At 41.7% G+C, this 25,670-nt stretch carries 19 protein-coding genes; 10 read left to right on the top strand and 9 right to left on the bottom strand.

Annotated features, from left to right (window positions below; translation table 11 throughout):
* Positions 1-403 precede the first annotated feature (403 nt).
* The 7 genes from alaE to ACOMG9_RS07400 all read right to left on the bottom strand — a co-directional run bounded on the left by alaE (position 404) and on the right by ACOMG9_RS07400 (position 8,314).
* Positions 404-835 (bottom strand): L-alanine exporter AlaE, encoded by a 432-nt coding sequence (gene alaE, locus ACOMG9_RS07430; RefSeq protein WP_448216431.1) that lies wholly within the window; start codon positions 833-835, stop codon positions 404-406.
* A gap of 419 nt (positions 836-1,254) precedes the next feature.
* A complete protein-coding gene (thpR, locus tag ACOMG9_RS07425; protein WP_422133052.1) occupies positions 1,255-1,842 on the bottom strand; it encodes an RNA 2',3'-cyclic phosphodiesterase in 588 nt (195 codons plus the stop codon).
* Positions 1,843-1,925: 83 nt separating this feature from the next.
* The gene (gene menE, locus ACOMG9_RS07420) at positions 1,926-3,332 is read right to left on the bottom strand and encodes an o-succinylbenzoate--CoA ligase (RefSeq protein ID WP_494530007.1); all 1,407 of its coding nucleotides are present in this window, start codon (positions 3,330-3,332) and stop codon (positions 1,926-1,928) included.
* The gene (gene menC / locus ACOMG9_RS07415) at positions 3,308-4,342 is read right to left on the bottom strand and encodes an o-succinylbenzoate synthase (RefSeq protein WP_494530006.1); all 1,035 of its coding nucleotides are present in this window, start codon (positions 4,340-4,342) and stop codon (positions 3,308-3,310) included. Before menC ends, menE begins: the two co-directional genes overlap by 25 nt.
* A 12-nt stretch (positions 4,343-4,354) precedes the next feature.
* Positions 4,355-5,182, bottom strand: a complete 828-nt coding sequence (menH, locus tag ACOMG9_RS07410; protein ID WP_494530005.1) for a 2-succinyl-6-hydroxy-2,4-cyclohexadiene-1-carboxylate synthase — start codon at positions 5,180-5,182, stop codon at positions 4,355-4,357.
* The gene (gene menD / locus ACOMG9_RS07405; protein ID WP_494530004.1) at positions 5,179-6,921 is read right to left on the bottom strand and encodes a 2-succinyl-5-enolpyruvyl-6-hydroxy-3-cyclohexene-1-carboxylic-acid synthase; all 1,743 of its coding nucleotides are present in this window, start codon (positions 6,919-6,921) and stop codon (positions 5,179-5,181) included. The genes menH and menD overlap by 4 nt, the downstream gene beginning before the upstream one ends.
* The gene (locus ACOMG9_RS07400; RefSeq protein WP_448216426.1) at positions 6,896-8,314 is read right to left on the bottom strand and encodes an isochorismate synthase; all 1,419 of its coding nucleotides are present in this window, start codon (positions 8,312-8,314) and stop codon (positions 6,896-6,898) included. Before ACOMG9_RS07400 ends, menD begins: the two co-directional genes overlap by 26 nt.
* 242 nt (positions 8,315-8,556) lie before the next feature.
* Between ACOMG9_RS07400 and ACOMG9_RS07395 the strand changes: the two genes are divergently transcribed.
* Complete coding sequence (locus ACOMG9_RS07395; RefSeq protein WP_422409404.1) at positions 8,557-8,889, top strand: hypothetical protein; 333 nt, start codon at positions 8,557-8,559, stop codon at positions 8,887-8,889.
* A 129-nt stretch (positions 8,890-9,018) separates the two neighbouring features.
* Here the strand turns inward: ACOMG9_RS07395 and ACOMG9_RS07390 are convergent, their stop codons facing one another.
* A complete protein-coding gene (locus tag ACOMG9_RS07390; RefSeq protein WP_494530003.1) occupies positions 9,019-9,246 on the bottom strand; it encodes a hypothetical protein in 228 nt (75 codons plus the stop codon).
* 93 nt (positions 9,247-9,339) lie between these two features.
* Complete coding sequence (putP, locus tag ACOMG9_RS07385) at positions 9,340-10,869, bottom strand: sodium/proline symporter PutP (RefSeq protein ID WP_494530002.1); 1,530 nt, start codon at positions 10,867-10,869, stop codon at positions 9,340-9,342.
* A gap of 280 nt (positions 10,870-11,149) precedes the next feature.
* On the opposite strand from putP, the gene hutI reads away from it, so the two are divergent.
* From hutI to ACOMG9_RS07340, 9 genes are all read left to right on the top strand, one after another.
* On the top strand, positions 11,150-12,391 hold the full coding sequence (gene hutI / locus ACOMG9_RS07380) for an imidazolonepropionase (protein WP_494530001.1): 1,242 nt from the start codon (positions 11,150-11,152) through the stop codon (positions 12,389-12,391).
* Between the two features lie 1,039 nt (positions 12,392-13,430).
* Positions 13,431-14,612 carry an L-2-hydroxyglutarate oxidase gene (gene lhgO / locus ACOMG9_RS07375; RefSeq protein WP_448216422.1) on the top strand — a complete coding sequence of 394 codons (1,182 nt, stop codon included), beginning with the start codon at positions 13,431-13,433 and terminating at the stop codon, positions 14,610-14,612.
* Between the two features lie 547 nt (positions 14,613-15,159).
* Complete coding sequence (locus ACOMG9_RS07370) at positions 15,160-16,098, top strand: NAD-dependent epimerase/dehydratase family protein (RefSeq protein ID WP_448216421.1); 939 nt, start codon at positions 15,160-15,162, stop codon at positions 16,096-16,098.
* Positions 16,099-16,153: 55 nt separating this feature from the next.
* Positions 16,154-17,986, top strand: a complete 1,833-nt coding sequence (locus tag ACOMG9_RS07365) for a glycosyltransferase (protein WP_448216420.1) — start codon at positions 16,154-16,156, stop codon at positions 17,984-17,986.
* A complete protein-coding gene (locus tag ACOMG9_RS07360; RefSeq protein WP_448216419.1) occupies positions 17,983-20,889 on the top strand; it encodes a glycosyltransferase in 2,907 nt (968 codons plus the stop codon). Before ACOMG9_RS07365 ends, ACOMG9_RS07360 begins: the two co-directional genes overlap by 4 nt.
* Before the next feature lie 86 nt (positions 20,890-20,975).
* Positions 20,976-21,842 carry a class I SAM-dependent methyltransferase gene (locus ACOMG9_RS07355; protein WP_448216418.1) on the top strand — a complete coding sequence of 289 codons (867 nt, stop codon included), beginning with the start codon at positions 20,976-20,978 and terminating at the stop codon, positions 21,840-21,842.
* Positions 21,843-22,601: 759 nt separating this feature from the next.
* A complete protein-coding gene (locus tag ACOMG9_RS07350) occupies positions 22,602-23,105 on the top strand; it encodes an FkbM family methyltransferase (protein ID WP_448216417.1) in 504 nt (167 codons plus the stop codon).
* Positions 23,106-23,492: 387 nt separating this feature from the next.
* Positions 23,493-24,473, top strand: a complete 981-nt coding sequence (locus ACOMG9_RS07345) for a class I SAM-dependent methyltransferase (RefSeq protein WP_448216416.1) — start codon at positions 23,493-23,495, stop codon at positions 24,471-24,473.
* Positions 24,443-25,666 carry a methyltransferase domain-containing protein gene (locus ACOMG9_RS07340; RefSeq protein WP_448216415.1) on the top strand — a complete coding sequence of 408 codons (1,224 nt, stop codon included), beginning with the start codon at positions 24,443-24,445 and terminating at the stop codon, positions 25,664-25,666. Before ACOMG9_RS07345 ends, ACOMG9_RS07340 begins: the two co-directional genes overlap by 31 nt.
* The last annotated feature ends 4 nt before the right edge of the window (positions 25,667-25,670 follow it).

The raw sequence follows: 25,670 nt of genomic DNA, 5'->3' as shown, positions 1-25,670 counted from the left end.
TCTTATTCGTGCTTTGCCAATCCTTTCACTCTTGAATTAAACGGACTTACGGCCATAGAAACAAGAAAGATCCAATCAAAGCTTCGCGACCTGAAAGGTGCACATTCGCCTTTTGGCAAACACTCTATTTATACAGTCGCGCAACGACCAAGGCGGAAATTGTGCGAATCCGGGGTCCACCGGACGACGCTGCAATTGTATAATAAAGAGGCAACCGAGACTGTCCAACTCCACTATTGGCGGAGTTAAAACAGGCAAACCCATACAACACATTCGGGTAAACTGGAGGGGACTATAACCAGATAGTTAGAAAATAGGAAGCCTCATTAATTAATGACAGCTATTAAAACGGCATAATTTCGGAGATTACTTATATAGCTAAGTACTAATATGAAAAATATTATTAAGCGGTTCTCATACCCCCTGATACAAATCTGTTACGACAAATCTGCATGTAAACACCGTAAGGACGAGCCATCAGCATTAAAGCACCAGTCTGACCCAGACAGGCAGTAATAATCTGTTCCATTGTTGCACCTGTGGCAGCAACCAGAACAACATAAACCGGAATCTGGAAAGAGATAAACGCCACTATATCAAGAACAGTATCTCCAACTTTTCTTGATTTGAAGATATGGCTGTAACTCATTATCCAGTCACGATAGATTCCGTAAGGACGGGCAACCAGCATATTAACCGGAATACTCATCAAACGAGACTGCAGGGATTGTTCAATAGTCAACCCGGCCACCAGAATCTCAACCAGTAATCCAACAACCAATCCAAAACTGATCAGGGCAAATGTATCTGCCAGTGTTTCGCGTTTAATTGACATATCACTCCCCCTGAATGCAGACAATAGAAAACCTCTGACGTAAGTCACATCAGAAAAAGTCTGAAAAAAATTAATAGGTTGTCAGACACAGGCCGCTTGGTTTCGAGCGGTTAAGACACCTGTTTGACGCGGCATAATTTATACCTGACAAGAACAATTTACAACAGTGAAAAACTTTGTTTTATTATATAAAAACAAGATATATTTTGGCTAATAAATCATTTAACAAAATAATAAGCCAAACTAGCCCATCAGAACCAAAAGTCTTACTAACGAAAAATTAACTTCTTAATCGAATTTCAAATTTCTGGTGAGTTTTTGATCAAGGCATACAGCGAGACTGGACCAGATAGCAAAAAACCCCACCTTTCAACGAAAGTGCAGGGTTTCAATTTCCTTTGGACTTGTGGAGTTCAGTGTCAGGCTGACTTAGCCAGGGGCAATAGAGGGAATTCTTTCAGTACCGAGTATTGAGTACCTTCAGCCGTGGTTTCGCTCTTCATCAATACCGCTTCATTAACCGTCATGCGGTAACTGGGCATATTGAAAAAATGGCTGTGAGTCACATGATGATGCTGCTTGAAACGAGCCAGTGTGACATGGGGTCGGAAGTTGCGCATTTCACGACGCATTCCGCACATAAGAGCGCCTTCTTCGCAAATTCGGGACAACGCATTCAACTGCTGGCCTGAATGTATATTCAAGGCCAGTGCCCGGGGTCTGTGTGCATCAGGGAAAAATTCGAAACACCCGGTCATACAGTCGAATCCGTGCACATTTGCCAGGGCATCTTCGATATAACTGGAAAACTGCTCAAGACTCTGTTCGCCACATTCACCCAGAAAGCGCAGTGTTATGTGCTGCTGCTGAGGCACCATCCAGCGAAGTTTGTGCTGAAGCACATCACCGGCGCGGTGGCGCGCTTTTTTGTGCAGTATCGCTGCAAGCTCCAGCGGAATCCTGACAGCGATGAATGCACGGATGTTTTTTTGATCTTTTGTTTTCATCAGACACTTCAATTATCACCGCTATTTGCCAGCATTATGCCTTGGTCCGGGTCAGATAGCGACGATAATCAGTTAAAATACGATTAAGGATTTGCTAGCCTGTCAGCTAATGCTTTCAGGGTTTGACGATTGGGCTTGAGACCGGTGGGTATCTGCTCAGCCGGGAGCAAGCGAATCATATCAGGAATCTTGAATCGGCTAATGATGCCTGCAAGCTTTTGTTTTGTAAATACCTCATTCAGAGAGCCCGACTCGGTTTGCACAAATGCAAAAGGCCTCTGCCCATAATCATCATCGCTTACAGACACCACAACCGCCATAATGATGTCGTCAATGCTGAGCAAGGCCTTTTCAATTTCCTCCGGATGGATGTTCTCCCCACCAGAAATCAGCATATTATCTATACGACCAATAACCATTATTTGATCACCGGAATACCGACCAATGTCGCCTGTGTGATACCAACCTCGCTCATCGACAATCGGAATAATTCTGCCGTCGTCAAAATAGCCCGCAGATAAGGTTTCGCCTCTGACCAGAATCTCTCCGGAAGCAACGATTTGCAGCTCCCGATAAGGTAGAGGCTCACCTGAGGTTACTCCTGAGCGGGTAAATTTCGGGGTTCCGGTACAAACCTGGGCACTCATCTCTGTCATACCATAAGTGGTTAGAATATTAATACCTTTCTCCTGAACCTGAGATACCAGTTCAGGAGACGCAAACCCTCCACCCAATAGAATGTATTTCAGCTTACTGTTATCCAGCAGATCGGCTCCTCTTACCAACAGTCTGCGCAACTGGGTATTGACCAGAGATACATGGGTGATTCTGTATTCCAACAGCAATTGCTCTAATGACATTTTTTGCGTATCTATCACTATCTCGGCACCTGCGAGCAGGCAACGAACCACAATGCCAAAGCCGCCAACATGGAACAGTGGCAGAGACAACAGCCAGCCGTCATGCTCTGTCAGAGGCGTACAGGATTGAGAGCCTTTGGCACTGTAAACATGATTGGAGAAAGTATGACTGACGGCTTTGGGCACACCGGTAGTGCCTGACGTAGCAATCAGATCAAACAGAGCTTCTGGCTCGATGACCAAACGGGAATCCGCTGCTTCAGGCTGGTCAGAGAAGCTGGGCCATTCCAGGCCCGTTATTGCTCCAAACCCTTCATGAAGGGTCCACTGGGCACCGATCTTCTGGCAATACTGCCTCTTCTGCACGTCCGGCATTTGCGGATTGACCGGGCAAAAGACCCACCGGCCTCTCAGGCAGGCTATGCTCAGTATGACCGCATCCCATGCACAGGTTATCGGTACCAGAATCCGATCGCCTCTCCTGACACCCTGACTATAAAATGCATCAAGGAGTGTTTCTGCCTTTGCGTCCAGCTCAGCCCTGGATACAGGCTGACCATTCACTCTGGCAACGACCCTTTGAGGATCTTTGAGTGACCAGTCTCTCAGAGGGCAGAACGATAACTCCATACATTCTCCATGGCATTGAGTAAATCTAAAGACATTCGTCGACCGTACTCAGGCAACCGGCAAAATCCGGGGTTCTGAAAAGCAGAGAGCGTATCAAGGCCAGGACTTTCCATCGGGTCACACTGCAGGCTGAGTTGCTCGATCAGACTCAACCCCAAAGTACTTTCGAAGGATGAGCTGAAAACGACTCTGGCCTTTTTTTCTCTGGCCCAGTCAGCCAGAGTCAAACATCTGGACACACCACCCACCAGGGTTGGTTTTAATACGACAGCCCTGAGTCCGTCTTCAGCTCTGAGTCTATTCATTTCCGGCAGCATCGTGCCGAGTGCCGACTCCTGCAATGTTTCGTCCAGCGCGTACCCGACACCGGTTTTTTGGAATAATTGCGGAAATTCTTCATAATACTGTGTAGGTTCTTCGATGTAGCTGACTCTGCTGGCTGGCACCTGCCTGGCAAACTCTAAAGCCTCATCGAAAGACCACCGTTGATTGGCATCCAACCTCAGTTTTACATCGTCCGGAATCCGATCAAGAATTTGATTAACCGCATCCACATCCTGCCCAATGCTATTGCCCCCGACCTTTAACTTGAACTCATCGGGCCAGTTCCCGGACCAGTCATCCAGACGTTTGAGCGTCAATGCATCGGCTCCCATAAGCAAGGGTGATTCAGAGACCCTCTCTTGACTCCAATGCTCTTTGCCGAGACTGAACTGAATGCTCTCGATGGCAAAAGCAACCGACGGATATAGAAGACTCTGATCAATCACCCCCCGGGAACAATAGTATTCTGCCGCATCTTTCAGCTGCTCCTGAGCTTCAAAGACAGTTTCCCGGCTAAAACCTGGTAGTGGCGAAGCTTCGCCGTAATGCACCTGCCCATTCTGATCGACCATCTCAAGAATGAGCCCTTCACGGATTGTCAGTGTCATCGTTTTTAACGAAAGAGGCTTGCTCAGTGGTTGTCGATATCGATATAGGTTGCAGGACTGAAAGAGAGCAAGTGTCATAATGAACTCAGATCACAAAAGTAGCTGCCTTGTAACTGCGGCCATAGCTTCTGGCTGCTCCCGGTGGATGTTATGGCCTGCTTCTTTAATCTCATGAACACTATGAACACACCCCATCTCAAGTAGACGATGAGCGACGTCCTGAAATTTCAGGTCACGTTCGCCACAAAAATAATGTGACGCTTCTGAAGAACGATTGAGCACCCCGCAGAACTCTGGCTGCCGGGACAGGCTGAACGCTTCCAGTACCCATGCCAGAGATTCCCCATTCGTACCGGCTTTGTCGGGAGGTAAGCCTTCAATTTGATGACTTGAACAACGATGCCGCATTAGTTGCTCCCGCTCGCGACTGTTCAGGTCCGCAAAGACTGGCTGGTGATACCAGCGCTGCAAAACTTCATTGAGTGGATCATTGCGAAACTGCTCCGCCCAATCCTGATCATTCTTCCAGCGAGCCTGACGCTCAGCGTTGTCTTCCAAACCAGGATGGGACGACTCCAGCAGCAGCCGGTCAATAGCCTCTCCTGCCTGAGCAAGGTGGCTCATGGCCAGTCGCCCGCCCAGTGAATAGCCCAACACACTGTAATGATCGAGTCCCAATTGATAAAGCGTTCCCAGCAGCAGATCGCTGAACGCTTCAAAAGCATTATCCTGACTGACTTTGACATCACGACTTTTGCCATGCCCGGGTAAATCAACGGCTATCAGATACAGATCAGTTTCCAGGTGTCTGGCGAACTCCTCCCAGTCCCCGGAGTCTCCGAGAAAACCATGCAACAAAACCAGCGGCACACCTTCACGGATACCCCAGGTTCGATAAGCAAGGTTGGTTGCGTTCATGACAACATCTCCAGCTGGCTCAACGCCTGCTTTATCTGCTCAGCAGCCTGACCGGGTCGCGTCATCACCTCAATGACTGATGCACCCGGCTTCTGCCTCACTTGCCTCAGCAAAGCTGCCAGCGTCTCTCGACTGTCCGGCTGATGGTAAGGCAATCCAAACATTTCCGCAGCCTGACGGGCATTCAAGCCATGAGGGCTGACAAAATATTTCTGCGCGGCTTCGGGTCGGTCCTCAACCGGCAACAGGTTGAAAATACCACCGCCATCATTATTGATGACCAACAGAGCAAAGGGTGAATTCAACTGCCTCAGTAATTGCAGGGAATTTAAATCGTGGAGAAATGATAGATCACCGACGACAGCCACCATAAATTTCTTTTCGCCCACAGCACAACCTGCTGCCGTTGCCAGCAATCCATCAATACCACTGGCACCACGGTTAGCATATACCTGCCCGACCGGGGCAAGGGAGAACATATCCAATAGTCGAATGGGCAAACTGTTGCCAACAAAAAGACAATTGTCGTCAGGCAATAGTTTGGTCAGATACGCCCCGAGCCAACGTTCAGTCAATGACCCCGGGGCCGAGTCCAGCCTGACCACCAAAGTATGAATCGATTGCGATAACTGCTCGATCTGTCCTTTCCATAATGGATCAGAGCCCAGGTCATCAGAAAGTTCAGTCAACATACGACAGCAGTCTGCAACAGGCCCGACCAGCCGATAGGTCTGGCAGTGACCGGTATCCATTCGGCGAAATGCCTGGCCAAGCATCCAGTAATGCTGCCAGTCGCCGGAAGAAATGAACTTATCCAGTCTCTTTGAAACCAGATGAGCACCCACCTGAAGAATACGATCAGCCTGACTCAACAGCGCTTTTCCGGCTTTGCTGGCCAGAAGCAGATCAGGATGGGAAACAGCCAACGAATGGCCATAAAGCTGAGATTGAATGTCGGCCAGAAGAGGCCAGCCCAATGCCCGGGCCAACCCTGCAACCGTTTCGGCAGACTCTTGCTCATTAATACGGCCCGCTACGATCAAACCTTTGCCCGTCGAAAAATCTGACCAGGCAACAGGACTTTTGTTGAGTGATATATTCATCCCAGTGTCGTAGACAGTGTGAGGCGTTCTGGCTGAGCACCAGAATGACAGTCGACTCAGATAACCTGAAAAATCATGGGCCTTGCCTTCCGGATACAAAGGCTCCCGAAACATGCAGTTGATATGCATGGGAAGCCCCTGCTGGCAGGAACGGGCAAAGGCCTGATCAATACTGGTTAATAGCCAGCTGGGGGGAATATTCTCATCAGGTGTTGGCAACTTAAGAACAGCTCCGGGATAACCGGCATAAATATCCTGCTGCTCAATGGCCTGATTGGCACCGCAGTCAATAAGCTCGGGAGGTCGATCAGCCGTGACTATAACCAGAGAAACACCAGACTGCCTGGCTTCTATGATGGCTGGATAAAGGTTTGCAACCGCTGTCCCGGAAGTTGTGATCACTGCAACCGGTTTCCGCGTACTTTTAGCCAGTCCCAGAGCAAAGAAACCCAAACCGCGTTCGTCAAAATGGACATGCTTTTCAAACTGACTGAATTCTGCTGCCACCAGCGTCAATGGCGCAGAGCGGGAGCCTGGTGCAATACATACCTGCTCTACACCCAACCGGCTGAGCTCTTCCAGAATCAGTGCTGACCAGAGAAAATTCAGGCTAGGATGTCTGGTGGGAAAGGTCATTAGATCTTCCAATTTGGTTAGATGCATTCAGCACAGGGGCTTCAGGGTCCAGCAATGACAGAAGGGTTCCGATCTTGCTATCCAACTCCTGCCACTCATCCTGAGCATCTGAGCCATTGACTATCCCGGCACCTGAAAACACCCTGAGCCGTTTCTCTTCCAACAAAGCACTGCGAATCGATACCGTGAACTCACTGCGCTTTTTACCGAGCACACCGCAAGCTCCGGCGTAGAGTCCTCTGCTGTAGACTTCACGTTCTTCAATGAAGTGTCTTGCCATCTCCCTGGGTTCACCACCCACCGCAGGCGTAGGATGCAAGAGAGAAAGAAGCTGACTGTCACTGACTTCGTCTTTGAGCACGCCCCTTATTACTTGCCTTAGATGCTGAATCGTTTTTAGTTTGACCACAGAATGACTGCGGTCAAATTCCAGATCACAGCAGATGGATTCCAGACGCCTGCGGATATCATCCAGCACGAGACGATTCTCATGAACGTTCTTAGAGTCATTGAGCAGACACAACTCAAGTTTGAAATCTTCATGGCGACTGCTGCCCCGCCGGGTCGTCCCTGCCAGGGCTTCAGTCTGAACAACGCGATCAACCCGGCGAAACAAACGCTCCGGAGAGCAACCAAAGAAAAGTGAACCCTGATCGGATTCAAAAGCAAAAACATAAGATCTCGGGTTCGCCAATTGCCAGTGATAGAGCAGCATCCAGGGGTTCAGCTGACCTTCCAGAAGGCTCAATTGTGCCTCTCTGGAAAGCACCACTTTTTGCAAGGCTCCTGACTCAAAACCCTCAAGGGCATGCCCAATCAAAGAAGTCCAGTGTGCCTGATCGGGTATGAATTTCGGGTCTCCCAATAAATAGTGAGTACCTACCTCTTCAAGTGCCCAGTTGACTTGCGCCAGATAGCCCAGGACCCTCTCAATACTGGTGCCCCATAACAGCTCATCATGCCCCGGCAGATGACAGGCCAAAGAACAGCCTTTTCGGGTCTGAACCACTTCGATCACCGGAAAAAAGAATTCGCCATACCCAAATTCAGGCCAGATCATCTTCTGACTGTCCGAAAAAGACAGGTATCCGAGGCAACGCGTTGTTTTATCCAACATTGCGTTCACCTGTTGAAAGCAAGTGTTCACCTCTGCCTGATCTTTGACTTTAAACCGCCAGGCTTTGCCAAGACCCGCTACCTTGTAGTCACTTTCGCGATCCTGCCAGTAGCTTTTTCCCGGTAATGCCTGACCTGACAGCCAGTTGAATAAATTAATCATGGGAAGGGGCTGTTCTATCCGTACCAGAGTCTGCTCCGGTGCACCGGACAGCCGAAGCTGCCTCAGCCTCTCAGTCAGCTCTGCTACCTGACTTCGGACTTCTTCTATCAACATCCTACTCCCAAGCGCCTGGGTCAAATTCAGATAATAAATTCTACCTATCAGAATCAATCCCTTCAGGATGGTATTTTCCAAAGCATTATGTAAGTCAGGAAAGAACAGCATTTTGAAAGACAAAAGGCTCAGACAACTTCACAAAATAACTCCACCCGAAAGCCCCAACAAAAGCATGACCAAAAGCCGAATGAAAATGATATTATAGAACCCGACATAAATACTCTGGAACTGGATCGAGTATGGCAACCAATGGCGAATCTGCCAAAAGATGGCTGGAAGAAAATCAGGATAAGGTTTCTGTTGAACGTATACGACAAATTAGAGATAACATCTCAAACAAACTACAGGATCTCGATGAATCCGACGAGGCCTATCCCGGTCTTCTGGAAGCTCTGGATGTGATGGATAATCATCTGCTTCAGCAAGAAGGTGACTCACCTGCACCAGAAAGTGAATCTGCCAGCCTGGACTTGGGCCCGCTGGTTCCTCAATCCGACCTTCAAACCCCTCAACTCAGCGCCCAAGAGAAAAAGTTGAAGTTTCAGCAGTTGCTGAAAACCGGGAAAGTTTAACGCTCAGACCTTCACAACCTCTGTGATCACAGCTGCCGAAGTTAAAAAACACCTTACACAAGACTGTGGCACCGCACTGATCTCTTTTGGTGCCACGCTGAAAGCCTTGGCATTTTTTCAATCAAACGCTCAGTATGAAACTTTCAGCCGCTTGCACTCCGCTACCACCAAATCATAACTCCAGACCCGATCTTTGGGAGCAGGTTCTTCATGCTCAATCAACTTGTGACACATCTGCATGGGGTTCAACCCTTTCTTCTTCAGTCGCTCCAGGGTTTGTTTCAACTCGGCATCATGAGGATCAGTCTCATCACTCTCCTGATGACGCTTTTTGACAGCCACTTGCAATTGCTTCATGGCATCCTCCCACTGTGAACTCAGGATTTGTTAATGGAAAAAGACACCTCTTACTCTATACCCGATGGATTAATTCTGCGTAATGCTAAGCAATTATGACAACGAGGGCTCTTCATCATCAACACGGGAAACAATACAAGTCCTGCTCGACACTTTTTCAAAACGATCTAACATATTCCTCGAGGGCTGGCGTCCCAAAAAGCTGAACAAAATACAAGCCACCATAGAAATCACGAACCCTGGTATTATCTCGTAAAGATCGAACAGGCCACCGGTTAACGGTTTCCATATCAGCACGGTGACAGCACCAGTAACAACACCCGCCAAGGCTCCCAGCCCGGTCATTCTTTTCCAGTAAAGAGACAGCAGCAAGGCCGGACCGAATGCCGCCCCCAGACCAGCCCAGGCATAAGACACCATTGCAAGAACACTGCTGTCGGGATTCATCGCCAACCATGTGGCGATCACCGCAATGCCTACAACCGCCAGTCGACCCACCAGCAAAACTTCCCGGGCATCGGCGCCAACTTTGAAAAGATCCCGATAAAAGTCTTCAGCAAAAGCCGTAGAACAGACCAGCAACTGAGAATCGGCAGTGCTCATGATGGCCGCCAGAATGGCTGCCAGTAATATGCCAGCAATCACCGGATGAAACAGTGTATTCACCATCAACATAAAGATGGCTTCCGGATCATCCAGCTGAATACCGGACCGCTGCGTATAAACAATACCCGCCAGACCCACCATTAAGGCGCCCAGCATACAAATGCCGGTCCAGCTCACAGCAATTCTTCTGGCCAAAGTCAGCTGGTCTGAAGATTGCACCGCCTTAAATCGGGCCAGGATATGAGGCTGACCAAAATAACCCAGCCCCCAACCCAGTAGAGAGACAATGGTAATGAGTGAAAGCGCCTGACCTTCACTGGTTGTAAAAAGGTTCAGAAGCTCCGGATTCAGCGCACCGATTTCCACAAACACCTGATCCACCCCGCCACTGACCTCCAGTGCTGCAATGGGCACAATCAGCAAAGCGGCTGCCATGAGCAAACCCTGAATCAGATCCGTCCAGCAAACCGCCAGAAAACCTCCAAACAGGGTGTAAGAGATCACCGACAACATTCCAATGACTACTGCCCACTCATAATCAATGCCAAAAACAGATTCAAAAAGCTTGCCCCCGGCCACCAGACCAGAGCTGGTATAAAACAGGAAGAAAACAAGGATGAAGGCTGCCGATACAGGTTGCAGAAACCCTTTACGATCTTCAAAACGACTGGCGAAATATTCCGGTAAGGTCAGTGAGTCATCGGCAACTACGCTGTATACTCTCAAGCGTCGGGCAACAATCAACCAGTTCAGCCAGGTCCCCCCCAACAAGCCTGCAGCCAACCAAAATGCTTCCAGACCTGCGGCAAAAGCATAGCCCGGCAATCCCAGCAACAACCAGCCACTCATATCCGACGCCCCCGCGCTGAGGGCTGCAGACCATGGACCCAGCGAGCGGCCCCCAAGAAAATAATCTGCCGAACTGAGCGTTCTCTGCCAGGCGATGTAGCCGACCCCCAGCATCACGGTAAAATAAACCAGAAAGGTCAGGATTATCTGCAGGTTTCCTTCGGGCATAATTAATTCCATGATTGTTGTTGGTGCTTTTTTTTAATCAAGGTAGTTCATTTATGAATCTTCGGTAATATTCAGGCATTTTTTATAGTCAGATGGATTAATCGACTATTTTTCCCAACTCACCAACCTTAACCACCTACTTAACTCAGATTTCCTTTCGAATTAAGATTATCTGGCTATCCTTATCTCCCATATCCAGTCTTTATGAACTGCCGGCATCTTGATACTGGCTTCTGTCTGGAGCCAACTGTCCTGAGTTCAACCCATGGCAATGCACCCCATGATCCAACTTAAAGACTGCGACCGAGTCTGGATTAACGTCAATCTGGCGACTTTTGATCCTGCCGTGTCAGATCCTTATGGCTTGAAACACCATTGTGCCCTGGGTATTCACAGTGGAAAAATCGCACGCATAGAATCCATGTCCGAGGTTACTGCTACGCGACTGCCCTATGACGTAATCGATGGTCATAATGGCTGGCTGACACCCGGCCTCATAGACTGCCATACGCACCTGGTTTTCGGCGGCCATAGAGCTCAGGAATTTGAACTGAGACTGAAAGGCGTGCCCTATGAACAGATTGCCGCCCAGGGCGGTGGTATTCTTGCCACTGCCAGGGCCACCCGGGTGCGCTCCAAAGAGCAACTGATTAAATCGGCTCTGCCCCGCATCAAGGCATTAACCACTGAAGGCGTTACGCTGATCGAGATCAAATCAGGCTATGGCCTGAACCTGACGGATGAAATCAAGATGCTGGAAGTGGCCAAAGAGCTGCGCAATCGCCATTCTGTAAAAATTATCAATACCTTGCTGGTTGCCAATGCATTGCCTCCGGAGTATGCGGGCAGAACCGATGAATACGTTGACATGATCTGCCAACAACTCATCCCGGAATTAGCTGAAAAAAAACTCGCAGAAGCCGTGGATGTAAATTGTGAAAATGTTGCCTTCACCATGACCCACAGAGCCAGAATTTTTCAGGCAGCTATAGACCACGGCCTGCCGACAAAATGCCATACCGAACAGTTCAAAGAAAATGGGGGAGCTTCTCTGGCAGCACAAATGAATGCACTCTCCTGCGATCACCTGCAACATATCTCTGAGCAGGGTATTGTCGATATGGCCGAATCCGGATCTATTGCGGTACTGCTTCCCGGGTCTTACTACTTCATGCGTTCTCAGACTGTCCCCCCCGTGGAACTGCTAAGGCAATATCAAGTCCCGATCGCTCTTGCCACAGATACCAACCCAGGGACCTCACCTCTGGCCTCAATAAGAATGATGATGAATATGGGATGTATCTTTTTTGAACTCACACCCGCAGAAGCTCTGGCAGGGGTCACTGTTAATGCTGCTCGAGCTCTGGGTATTGCCGACCACTATGGCAGCCTGGAAGAAGGTAAAGTGGCAGACTTCTGCCTGTGGGATATTGATCATCCCAATGAACTGGCTTACCAGCTGGGGCACTGTCCTTTGCGGCAGCGGGTTGTTGATGGGGTTGTTACTGATGTTAGTGACTGATGGACTCAAACAGGGAGAGTTCCCACACTCCTTTTCTATCAGTTCTTAATCGAAAGCAGGGCTGAACTTCTTTAAATCAGGCAGCCTGTAGAGAGAAGGCTGAATCTTTACGACAAGCACTTCAACAAAGCGGATTTCTTTTCCCAGTCTGATCACTTCACCTCCCGAAAAGACAATTATGAGCTGACCGTCCGGACTGCGCCCCGATGACGATATTGCACGTGCTGTAGTCACTTTCTGGATAATTTACTGTGTCTACCCGGTGCAATCCAGATCAAACTAAAACAGGAAAAGCTACTCATAGACCTCAATGTCGCACGACACATGTCTGCAGTTAAAAAGTACATCTGAATCGGGAATTGTTGGAAATATCATTGATATCTTCCGATACTTTTTTGCAGTAGTCATCAGTGCTGACCGAGACAGCGAGGTGGGGGGGGTTGCAGTTATTACCTTTAAGCACGAGACAGTTGCCATTGGCAAGATAGCAATTACTGGAAGAGTATACAGATAAAAGACTGAGGACCTGATTTAGCAAATTATAAGGGTCAACATGTAAAAAAAATCGACACCTTACATGTAAATTTAAAAAGCTTTGCTAGACTATTTCTCCAAGCCGGTTAGCGCAAGAACATTGAGCTAACCATTCTATATCATTGAGACTTATATAGTTTGTCGTTTTTATAATCCTGCATACTTGAAAGTGGGCTTTGCTTACTCAAGGGTGTCGTTTGTCTGTTGCCAAAGAAAGACGTTTTTTCTAAATTTTTATGTTGTTTGTCGTATGTTTCTCCGTGTGCGGAGAAATCGGTGTTTTGTGCCTTCAGATGATCAACAGAAAATAGCGAAAAAAATTTGGACGGGCGGTAGCCTTTCTTTTGAATTTATCTGTCTATTTGTTCACCCAAGGGCGATGAACCGTAAACATGTTTCAAAGCCTTCTCAACCGTAGGCACAGAACTCAGATCCATCAGAAAATCATTATGCTTAAAAAGTTAAACAACCTAATTGTCTGTACTTCGTCTCACTACTCCCCCTTATGATTTATGACTATTGCATTATAGGTGGTGGCCTCATAGGTCTGGCAACGGCTAAGGCCGTCTTGGAGAGCCGTAAAGCTTCAATATGCTTAATAGAAAAAGAGGAACGTCTAGCCACACATCAGACTGGCCACAATAGTGGTGTCGTTCATGCTGGAATCTACTACACACCGGGTAGTTTAAAGGCGAGATTATGTCGCCAAGGGCAGGTAATGACGAGAGACTTTTGCAAAAAACACAAAGTGCCCTTTGAACAATGTGGTAAGTTGATTGTGGCAACTAATCCAACTGAAAAACAGCGTCTTGAGTTGCTCTATCAACGAGCAGCGGCTAATGGCATAGATCTCAAACATCTTACAGCAGCAGAAATTCGAGCTATCGAACCGAACATTAGAGGCACTACTGCGCTTCTAAGTCCGAAAACGGCGATAGTAAATTACAATGAACTCGCAATAAAAATAGCAAAGTTACTTGAAAAAGTTGGTATTGATTTCATTCTTGGGCAAAAGGTTCTTTCGATAATAGAGAAGAATGATGTGGTGCAAGTTTCGACTAATAGTAAAAGTTGGTCGGCAAGAAAGTTAGTTGTTTGTGGTGGCTTACAAGCTGACAGGCTTGCACGATTAGCAGGAATTGAGATTGACTTTCGTATTGTCCCCTTCAGGGGTGAGTATTTCCGACTTCCAGCAAGCAAGAATAATATCATCAACCACTTAATTTATCCTGTTCCAGATCCAAGTCTTCCATTTTTAGGTATCCATCTCACCCGAACCATAGAAGGTGGAGTCACCGTTGGACCAAATGCTGTCATAAGTTTCGCGCGCGAGAAGTATTCTAGGTTCTCATTTGACATAAGAGATTTGTCGTCGTTCATAACTTTTTCAGGATTTTGGAAAAAAATATGGAAACACCGAAGTAACGCATTACATGAACTAAAAGGTAGTATTTTGAAGTCAGCGTATCTTTTGGAGTGTCAAAAATATTGTTCGGTACTTAGCCTTAGTGATCTAACTTCAAGACATTCTGGAATACGTGCTCAAGTCATAACCAAAAATGGTGAAGCTGTGGATGATTTTTTGTTTCTTGAGACTAATAGGATGCTACATGTATGCAACGCACCATCACCCGCAGCAACTTCGGCTATGCCTATCGGAAAGATGATAGCCCAAAGAATCATTTGACTGAACTATTAAATCGGGTGAATTCACTTGAAAGCTGATTTATTAGCAGGAGATTGGAACAAGAATCTGTGAAGTGACAAACTCTAAACCGAAGCCTTAAGCGTTCAAGCTTAGCGCAGGTTCCATCTGTTTGTCGTGATCAGATTTTAACGGATTGGCCCCTAATTTCTCTTTCCAAATTCGCTGGTTCAGCTCTCGGTTATCTCGAGCTGGATGGTGGTTGTTGCTTCTCAAGCTAGTTGTGGGACTATTCAACCAGAGGTTTCGCTTTCTGTTATTACCTCCAGCGATCTAAAATCACAGGTTCGAAATGACTTCTCGATTAACCACTTCATGGCCGATTACCATAGTGCTACCAGCACTCAGGGAAAGGAGCAATGATCAACCGAGAGGACTACCCTATGATAAAGCAAGCCAGAAAAAAAGGGGCTGTCTTGAGGACATTGCCTGACAGACTGGAGGCTCAGACAGTACAGAAAATAAGAAAGCTTAATTCGAGCATAATCTGTTTGTTTTATTAAATATTCTGTGATGAATTGAGATTTATATGAGTTATAAAATAGTTGTTACAGGTGGAGCTGGTTACATTGGTTCAATACTAGTGCCTGAATTACTTGTAAAAGGTTATGAAGTTACTGTATTGGATAATTTCATGTACAAGCAATCAAGTCTGAATCATTGTGCATATCATCGACATTTTACCGTAATTAAAGGAGATATCAGAAATAAATCAATTGTAGCAACGTTACTTAAAAGTGCTGACATAGTTATACCTCTTGCTGCGTTGGTAGGTGCACCGCTTTGCAATTTTGATCCAATAAGCGCTACATCAACAAATTACGATGCTATCAAGATGATGCTCAAACTATTATCTAAAGATCAGTTAGTGCTAATGCCGACTACCAATAGTGCATACGGCACAAGTGAGCCAAACTGTTATTTTGACGAGCAATCTCCACTGAACCCAATAAGTCAGTATGCCAGAGAAAAGGCTGAGATTGAAAAATATTTAATGGATCATAGCAATGCAATAAGTTTCCGACTTGCAACCGTTTTTGGCATGTCGCCAAGAATGCGGATAGATTTGCTAGTTAATGACTTTACTTACCGTGCTGTTTATGACCGATTTCAGGTGTTGTTTGAGAGCAATTTTAAGCGAAATTATATTCATGTAAGAGATGTTAGTCGTGTTTTTCAGCATGGGATAGATAATCATGCGATAATGAGAGGTGAAATATACAACGTCGGATTATCTGATGCAAATTTATCAAAAAAAGAACTTTGTGAACATATAAAAAGGCAAATACCTGATTTTGTTTATTTTGAAGAGAAAATTAGGAAAGATCCAGATCAGAGGAACTATATTGTCTCAAACAAGAAAATCGAAGCAACAAAGTATAAAACAAGCTTCACAATTGATGATGGTATAAGAGAATTAATAAAGGGATATAAAATGATTTCAAACTCACGCTATCAAAATTTATGAGCAGAGTTTTTTCATGTAAGACCATCTATTTAATTAAATCCAAGAGTGAGTGAAAGTGAGAAAATTCATCCTCATTGATCAATCTATAACTGATTCAGGAGGTCATCATCTTGAATATGCACTGCGAACTTTGAAAGCGGCAAAAAAAAATGGATTTAAAACAGTTCTTGTGACAAACCAAAGTTTCAAAAACATGGAAGTTAATGGAATCGACATAGTAGAAAATATATTCAAGTATACATTCTGGGAAAACCTAAAAAGTGAACAAACATTTACTTCAAAAGCTATTAAAGCACTAGCAAGAAGAGCAGGTATAATTAAAAAAAAACTTGTTTCGGAATTCGTAAAAATAGGATTTGAATATTTTATTGAGAAAATAAGCCAACTTAAACACATAGATATAGATAGAAAATACGACACACGAAATAAGTTAAAAAAAGCAATACTTATTGTAAAACCAGTCATCAGAATTTTATTAAACAAATTAGTAAGACATGTGTTTTTTAAAAAAAATATGGATAGTCACAACAATCAATTTTATAAAGATTTATTACTTTTACATAAAAATATAAATATAGCTGACAATGATATAGTATTTATTCCAACCATAGGGAATATTGAGTTGAAAGGCTGTTACAAAGCAATAAAGAATCATTTAAAAAATGAAATTAATTGGCACTTCTTATTTAGAAGAAATATATTTTCAGGCCGTGAGTTTGATTACTCTAACCAAATAAAATATCAACTAAATTTAATAGAAACCCTTTCATTGTGCAAGCAAATATCTTTAAGAAAACCTCTATGCTTAAATTTTTATACAGATACAGACCTTCTCTCAGAGCAATATAATTTATTAGGCTTGGTGAAATTTTGCACATTACCAATACCACAAGACACCTTGCTTAATAAACATAAAAAAACATCAGAAAGCACACTAAACATATCGTACATAGGAGATGCAAGAGATGAAAAAGGATTCCATCTCTTGCCAGACATTGTTGGAAAAACAATAGAGGCAGGGTATTCTTCAGATGAAATAAAATTCACCATCCAAAGTAATTTCAATATCAAAGGCGGTGAGTCAAAGACACGAAAGGCAAGATATCAGTTAATAGAGAATTACAGTGATATGGTAAAAATAATCGATGGACCATTCAATAGTGAAAAATATATTGATTTAATAAACGATTCAGATATTATTTTAATACCTTACAACCATGAACATTATTATGCTAGAAGCTCAGGTGTGTTTGCAGAGGCTTTAGCGGCTGGAGTGCCATTTATCATACCAAGTAAAACATGGATGGCATACGAAGCAGATAGATACAATCAATTTTTTTACGAGTTACTACTTCTTAGTAACAAAATACATCAAACGATAATACTTAAAAGAATACATTCCTACTTTAACATTACTATTAAATGTAAATCCAACACAGAAAAAACAAACCTGATAATAAAAATAGAACAGTATAGAGAAAACCCTGGAACATATATGGATGCAACATGGAGAAATAGTTACAATAGTACAGTTAATAAATCAAAGTACATCTCGTCAATTAGCTTAGATTTGAGAAACAAAACCGCATTAGGTTTAATTTGCATTCCAAGCAGTAATTCGAGCACACTATCTTTTTTTTTAGATGGAAAATTAAAATCCTTTCATATGATAAAATCAATATACATTTATGAAATTGAATTATCGTCAAATTCAACAATATACCAAGGTGGTGTTTTATACTCAAACGATAAAGACATACCAAGCGCAATTTTTGAATTAATAAAAAAGCGATCATACTATGAAAAAAAAATGGTTGATATAAGAAATGAGTGGTTAAAAAAATCAAGTCTGAATACATTAACGACCCCGAGGATTAGCAGTCAATGAAAGTATTAATCGTAGAAAAAGACTTGTACAATAGTGTTGGTGGTGGTCAAACAATTTATCGTCAAATCATAGAATCTACGCCTGAAGTCGAATTTTATTATTTTGAAGAAAAAAACATAACAAAATACAGATACAGAAAGCCAAAGAATGCACATTCAATTAAACTACTTCCTCGAAAAAAAATTGAACTATCAATGATTCCAGCCCCGCCATCCTTTATTAAGAATGCAATTGAAGAAGCTCATCAATATTCACGTTCTGTAGCTGGAATGACTTTCGACATTATTGACCAACCAGACTACCTTACCATTGGTTCAGTTCTAAGATTAACGCTTAAATCAAATAAAGTCACATTCAAAAGAATTTTACTTTCTCTCCATGGCAATATATCTACATCAATAAAATTAAACTGGGATAGGACAAAAAGCGAGAACATATATGATTTAGTACATCTGGAAGAGTTACAGTTCAAAAGCTCGGACGGTGTTTATTCAATTTCGCCATATTACATGGAAGAATGGATAGGCAAGCAACACAACTTAATAACTTTTGTTGATCCAATCTGTTTTATAAAATCAAAAATTACAGATGAAGCATTCAGTAATAAAAAACCTGACATTTATTGCATTGGAAGGAGGGAAAGAAGAAAGGGAAATGATATTTATACAGAACTTGTAAAATGGTTGTCTCAAAGAACATACGACAAATTATATGATATTGGAGATGATGACTATTCATTTAATGGAATATCTTCAAGTGTTCTATTAGAAAAAATCGCAAAAAATAGAGAAATAGTTATTAATCACATGTCTCCAATAAATAAGGAAGAAATGTTCAGTATATATAAGAGAAAAAGCATTATTTTATTGCCTGTTAGATATGACACACTGAATCTAGTGGCACTTGAAGCCTTATTTTCTGGATGTCCAGTAGCGATCTCCGACAAAGCAGGCGTTTGTAATTATTTAGATAGATACCACCCAAGCCTACCTTATGTGAAAATAAATATGGATAACTTATATTCGTCTATCAATAAACTACAATCCCTAATCGACAACTACGAATACTACAGAAGCCGTCTTAAAAGTTTTCTACAAAAGTTTCATTCAAATGAAAAGCAAAGAAAACTAAATTTTTTAAAAATATACCAATCTTTCATTGATAAAGAAGCAAAGAATAATGATTCTTCTTTTTATCTGTGTGAGTATAAAGAGACGAAATTACAAATACGATCAATTATAAATAGATCAATAAAATTAATCCCAGAACAAATAGTCCATAACGTTAAATACCTTATAAGTTCTCCTTACGACTATATTCACTCCAGAATAAATTCAGATAATCTTCGTTCAATAAAAGAGAAATTATATCCATTTAATATCATAATAAAACAAAACAAAAAAATAAAACTATTAGGAAAGATAGATGAAAATTGCAGAGGTCTACTTGAGTATAAGAAAAGTTTAATATCAGCTAGTAATAATAAAATATTCTCGCGTTGTAATTTCTGGCGTGAGTTATCACGTATAGAGGCTATGCTTGGTAACGAATTAAATTCAGCAACTTACCAAATAAGAATACTTAGATGTCTAGGTAGTGATAATTTAGGAATATTGAATAACACACTTAGCATTCTGAATAAATATAATTACCATGAAGAAGCAACGGTATTAAGCTTAATGTATGACAAAAACAATCAAGCAGAAAATAGCATATATAAATACCTGCACGAGCGCAAAAAAAACCATAGTGAATATGTTGAAAAAAAATGGGAACTGATTAGTGACGATAGATATTCTATTAAAACAAAGGTATCAATAATTATTTCAATTTATGACGCTGCGGAAAAATTAATTTTCTTTCTAACAGCACTGAAAAATCAAACATTAATAAAAAAAAATTGTGTAGAGATTATTCTCATAGACAGTGCCTCACCAAGCAATGAGTATGAGCTATTTCGTAGATACCAACTAGAAAATCAACTAAATGCAGTCTATGCCCGATCACAACAACGTGAGACTATACAAAGTGCGTGGAATCGAGGTATAAAACTTTCAAAATCTCCATATCTTGTATTCTTGGGTGTTGATGAAACACTTTACCCTGATTGCTTGGAAATACTTTCAGATGAATTGGATGATAACTCTAAAATAGATTGGGTCATGGCTAATAGTCTGGTAACTGAAGTTGAGCCAAATGGTCTATTTAATAGAGATATCATGGTTTATGATCGTACAGGAGGCAAAAAGGAACATGTATATCTTGAAACCTGTTATTTATCATGGGTTGGCGGCATGTATCGAAAAAATATTCATGAAAGATGCGGTTATTATGATGAGACATTTAAAGCTGCTGGTGATACGGAATTTAAAAACAGAGTATTACCATTTATAAAAATAAAATACATCCCAAAAGTACTGGGTTTATTCCTAAACTACCCTGATGGTCAAACAACATGTAGTCCAACTGCTGAAATAGAAGATCTTAGGGCCTGGTACATACATCGTACTACTGATGGTTACAATTATGCATTTGAGGAACGGCTTTTATCTGATTCTATAGAAATGCTGTCTCTAGCTCTTGGTTACAGAAAATCCTATTGCAAACACATGAGCTGCGACATTGAGTACGCAATCTCTGCTTGTATGTTTATTAAACAGAAAGATCACGAGTTTAAAGAGCTGTTTGATGATTTACTAGACATGCAGTCTCTTATTCGAGATTTTGAGTTTTCATTAAAATTGAAAAGCCCTTTTATTAATAGTTTGAACTTTGCAAGAGTTATGAAAAAATTCAAATGTTATGAAAATAAGCACAGAGCATTTTTTGGAGACATGGAATTACCTATAACATACAATATATTCAATGATAATCGCTATGAACAGCATTCAAACATTTGGTAAGTTTTATTTAATAGACACTTGTTTTTTAATAATGATATTTGATCGAATGCTTAAAAAGCAGCACAAGGTTTGAAGGTAATTTAGCAATGGATGATCTACGATTTATAAACGAGTTATCTGATCATGTCTTAGAACGTGTTAGGTCAGAATACACCGTTATGCCCAGGTTTGGTTATCATCAACCTTTAGATTATCTTGATGTAACTGAGCCGGTTATTTATGATGAGTCAGTTTTGAATGAGGAGTTATCGGAGCTTCCAATACCTGGTAATGATGCCAGATTTGGTTATGCTATAGACAATGAGAAGGAGTATATTCGGTGGGGAAAGGATGACTCAATCTTAATCAAAGATGTAATTAATAAATACTTACCTAATAAGAAAAGTGATCTAAGCATATTAGATTTTGGTTGCTCTTCAGGAAGAGTTCTTAGACACTTCAATAGTGAATATCTGAAACATAATTGGTCTTTATTCGGTTGTGATGTTCAGGCTCGAGCTATTCAATGGATGCGACAGAACTTTCCTTCATACTTTAATGTCATGAACTCATCTACGCTACCTCATTTGCCTTATGAAGATAATACTTTTGATGTGATTTACGGTTTTTCAGTCTTTACTCATATAAAGTATCAATGGGATGCATGGTTACTTGAGTTAAAGCGTATATTGAAACCTAGAGGTCTTTTGCTTCAAACGATACACGCTGAGAATGCTTGGTCATTTTATTATCAGCATAGAAATGAAAACTGGGTTAGAGAAAATCTCACTTCTAGGGTTTATGATAATCCGTTAATGGATGTTGATTATCTCTATCATGGTGATGCTAGCGTTAGCCAAGTTTTTTGGAAAAAAGAGATAGCGATAGAATACTGGTCTCGTTATCTTACTTTTTTAGAACATAAAGAGCCACCAGAAAGGAGCTTCCAAGATTGGTTAATCTTCAAAAAATAAAATAATTTTTGAAGTTAATAAACTGCTCTGCTGTGGTTGCTTTAAGTGGATCAAAATACATACATAAAGTATTTACTTTAAAATGTGTAGGCTACAGTGTTTTTCAAGATAATCAACGCTGGTCCCGTCGCTGCAGAAAATAAAATCTCTCGAGCAACAATCCAACTGGTCTCCACTTACTGCGTAACAGATGACTCAGTCTTGTTTAAATCAGAAGCGCAAATAAAAAACATTGCTTATGCATACAAAAAAAAGTTGATGAGCTTAAATTTGAAATACCTGCAAAATTTAGCAGCTTGTTTGATATAAAGATAAATGTTTTTAATAATATTAATGGTAATCAAATCGTTTCGAACAAAATCCCCCTCAATCTTGGTAAGTAGTGCCTGTCCGAAAACCCTCAAGCACTTGAATACAGAAGCCTTCAGCCCCATATAGTTCTTGAAGATTTACCAAAACAGGCTGTTTTCACATTTATGCGCCAAACCATAAACCCACAAATGCAGCTGGGAGAGTTTGATGTCTCTGCCATCACCTTAGATGCTAAATCAAGGGACGATATTCCACGATTATTGCGGGCTTTACAGCACATATGAACAAATATCGAACTACGCAACCAGGTCTTACAGGTACTTGATACTATGACCACCACCGACCAGAACAATGATCGCCCTGGCATGGAGTTCTGGAAAATCTTAGTACCGGGTACACTCCGGCTGGTCACTAAATGCGACTTCGACTGTCTGAGAGAGCTTGCCAATGAACATGGTACCCTTAGACAAATGCTTGGCCACGGCCCTTACTGTACGCAATCAGGCTCAAAATATCACCATCTTACCATTTGCTATATCTGACACTAATGGAGAGTCGAACTTCATAGAGTTCCCCGAGGATGATACCGGGAAAAACCCTTTTCTTCCTGAAGGATCATGGTTAGAGATTGACAATGAGGAAGAATCTTATGAAGGTCAAGATATTTACCCTGTTAAAGTTGGGACACTTGACTCTGTTGTATCGGATATAAAGATTGATGCTATTGCAAGAATGTTATTTAAAATCGATGTTGAAGGATTTGAAGACAAAGTCCTGAATGGTGGGCTGAAGACTTTGGTAAAATACAAACCTATTCTTTACATTGACATTCATAACCACCCAAAATCTGATATTCTAACAGATGATGCATGCATTAGGATATTATCACCTCTGGGTTATAAGTTTTCTAGAATGGGTCATGTATTAGTTGCAAAAATTTCAGATTTTTAATCTCTTTATGTTAGTAATAGTAGGTTGCACGACCACGGTAGAACTATGTTAACGCTCTTTCTAATTAAACTGTTTTAAACAGTAATCATCAGTGTTAAAAATGAATTTTTCAGTATTCTTTTAACTGAAGAAAGGAGTGTGGATAGTTTTAAAATAGCTGAATGACTTATTATCGGGATGATCGTAGAACTGAGTACAGTAACCTGGACACTACTCACCCCTTTAATTCAAAAAATTACTACTGGATTAATGACTAAATCTTAATTAATTTCTAGATATTGCGTACACCTGTAATCACTCATTACCGAATTGATTTCGATAATAATTTACTCATTATGTACGAATCATATTTTTAAAAGATTTTACTATACACATGAGGATTTGTATATGAGATTAGAGCAAACTATTAAGACTTGGATAAGTAAGCTAACGAATAAGGATAAGTTAGAGTCGAGGGTATTTGAATTAGAAAAATCTTTAAATACTCTAAAGAATTCAGGGTATAAAGACATGGAAATTCTAGAAGGTACTGAATACTCGAAGTTCTTTATACCCTTAGATTACAAGCCATCACAGGATTTTTCGCCTAGATACGGGTATAAATCAGATAGAATAAGATTAATTAGCGATTTTTTTGAGCTCTACAATGACGACTACCTGACTTTTTTAGATGAAATGCATAGTTTAAAAATTAATCACATCCCTGTTAGTTCTACACAAAACGCTATAACCCCCTCTTGGCTTGGTGGACCAATATGTGCATTTGATTCGCTTGCACTTTACACAATGATTTTCAAATACAAGCCATCAATATATTTAGAGGTTGGCTCTGGAATGACCACATCGTTTGCCAAATTGGCAATTAATGATTCAAAAATTAAAACCAAGATTATTTCCATTGATCCGCAACCACGAAAAGAAATAGATGACATATGTGATCTTGTAGTTCGCAGCCCTTTAGAAATATGTGATTTGTCAATTTTTGACTCACTAAATCCAAATGATATTATATTTATTGATGGTTCCCATCGATCATTTATGAACTCTGATGTAACAGTATTCTTTATTGATATCCTACCTAAAATACAGCCTGGAGTTCTTATCCATATTCATGATGTAACTTTACCTTGGGATTATCCTGAAAGTTTCAAATACTGGTATTGGAATGAACAATATCTCTTGGCCGTCTATTTAATGGCCTCATTTGAACGTATCAGGCCTATATTGCCAACAGCCTGGATCTGTCGTAATAATTTCTTCGGCAAGAATATTAACTTCGAATTTATTGGTCTAGGTAATGATGAGTTGAATCAGTCATGGAGGGGTGGTGGCTCAATGTGGTTCACGAAGCTGGACGACCAACTATGATGTGCCGTATCTGCGACTCTAGTAATCTTCAGGCTGCTGTTGATCTTGGTGAACAACCATGGGGCAATGATTTTCTTAAAAAAAGAGAGATAGGTAAGGAAGAGTTTTACCCACTTGTTCTGATGTTCTGTCATGACTGCCATGCAGCGCAGCTCAGTTATACCGTAAAAAAAGAAGTTATGTTCGGAGATCATACCTATCTCTCGGGCATTACCAAATCCTTATCCTCACACTTTCAACAAGTTGCCAGTGATGTGGATAAAAGATTCATGCGTGGTAAAAATAACAAAACAGTATTAGATATTGGCTCTAATGATGGAACTCAGTTAAAACATTTTAAATCTTTAGGTTATGACGTTCTTGGAGTCGAGTCGTCTAAAACAACAGCAAACATTGCTCTTGACTTTGGTATTCCTACTATCAATGATTTTTTTAATGAAAGTACAATGAAAAATATTGGAGAAAAATTTGATGTTATTAATGCAGCCGGCGTTTTTTTTCATCTTGAGGAACTACATTCTGTTTGCCGAGCCATAAAAAATGGTTTGAAAAAAGATGGCATTTTTGTTGTACAGTTCTTATACATGAAGAACATTCTGGAAAATAATGCTTTTGATCAAATTTATCACGAACATCTACTGTATTATACATTTGAAACAATCCAGTTCTTGCTAGAAAGACATAATCTTCAAATGTTTGATGCTTACCTTAGTCCTATACATGGAGGATCAGCTATTTGCTTCGTTTCCCACAAAGGAGTTTTTCCTACATCTCAACGATTTTTGGATCTATGTAAAAGTGAAGCAATTTCTAATTGTAATCAATTTGAAGCTTATGAAAAATTCAGTCATGACATCAAGGTCATGAAGCAACAGAATCTGAACTATCTTCAATCCGCTAAATCTGATAGTAAAACTGTTTATGGCTTTGGCGCACCAGTTAAAGGTAATACCTTGCTTAATTATTTTGGAATTAACAGAGAATTAGTTAAAGCATTGATTGAAAAGAATGAACTACGTCGTGGTCTCTATTCTCCTGGCATGCACATACCGATTTTAATAGAGTCAGATTTAAATTCTTATCCTGACATTTACTATGTACTCGCGTGGAACTTTAAAGATGAAATTTTAAAAAACAATCAGCATCTCATTGAAAAAGGTGTCGAATTTTACTTCCCCGTAGAGATTAAGTGATCAT

Source organism: Endozoicomonas sp. PH6C, assembly GCF_059322965.1.
Note: the sequence above shows the minus strand (reverse complement) of the source record. Positions and strands in the feature narration are given on the sequence as shown.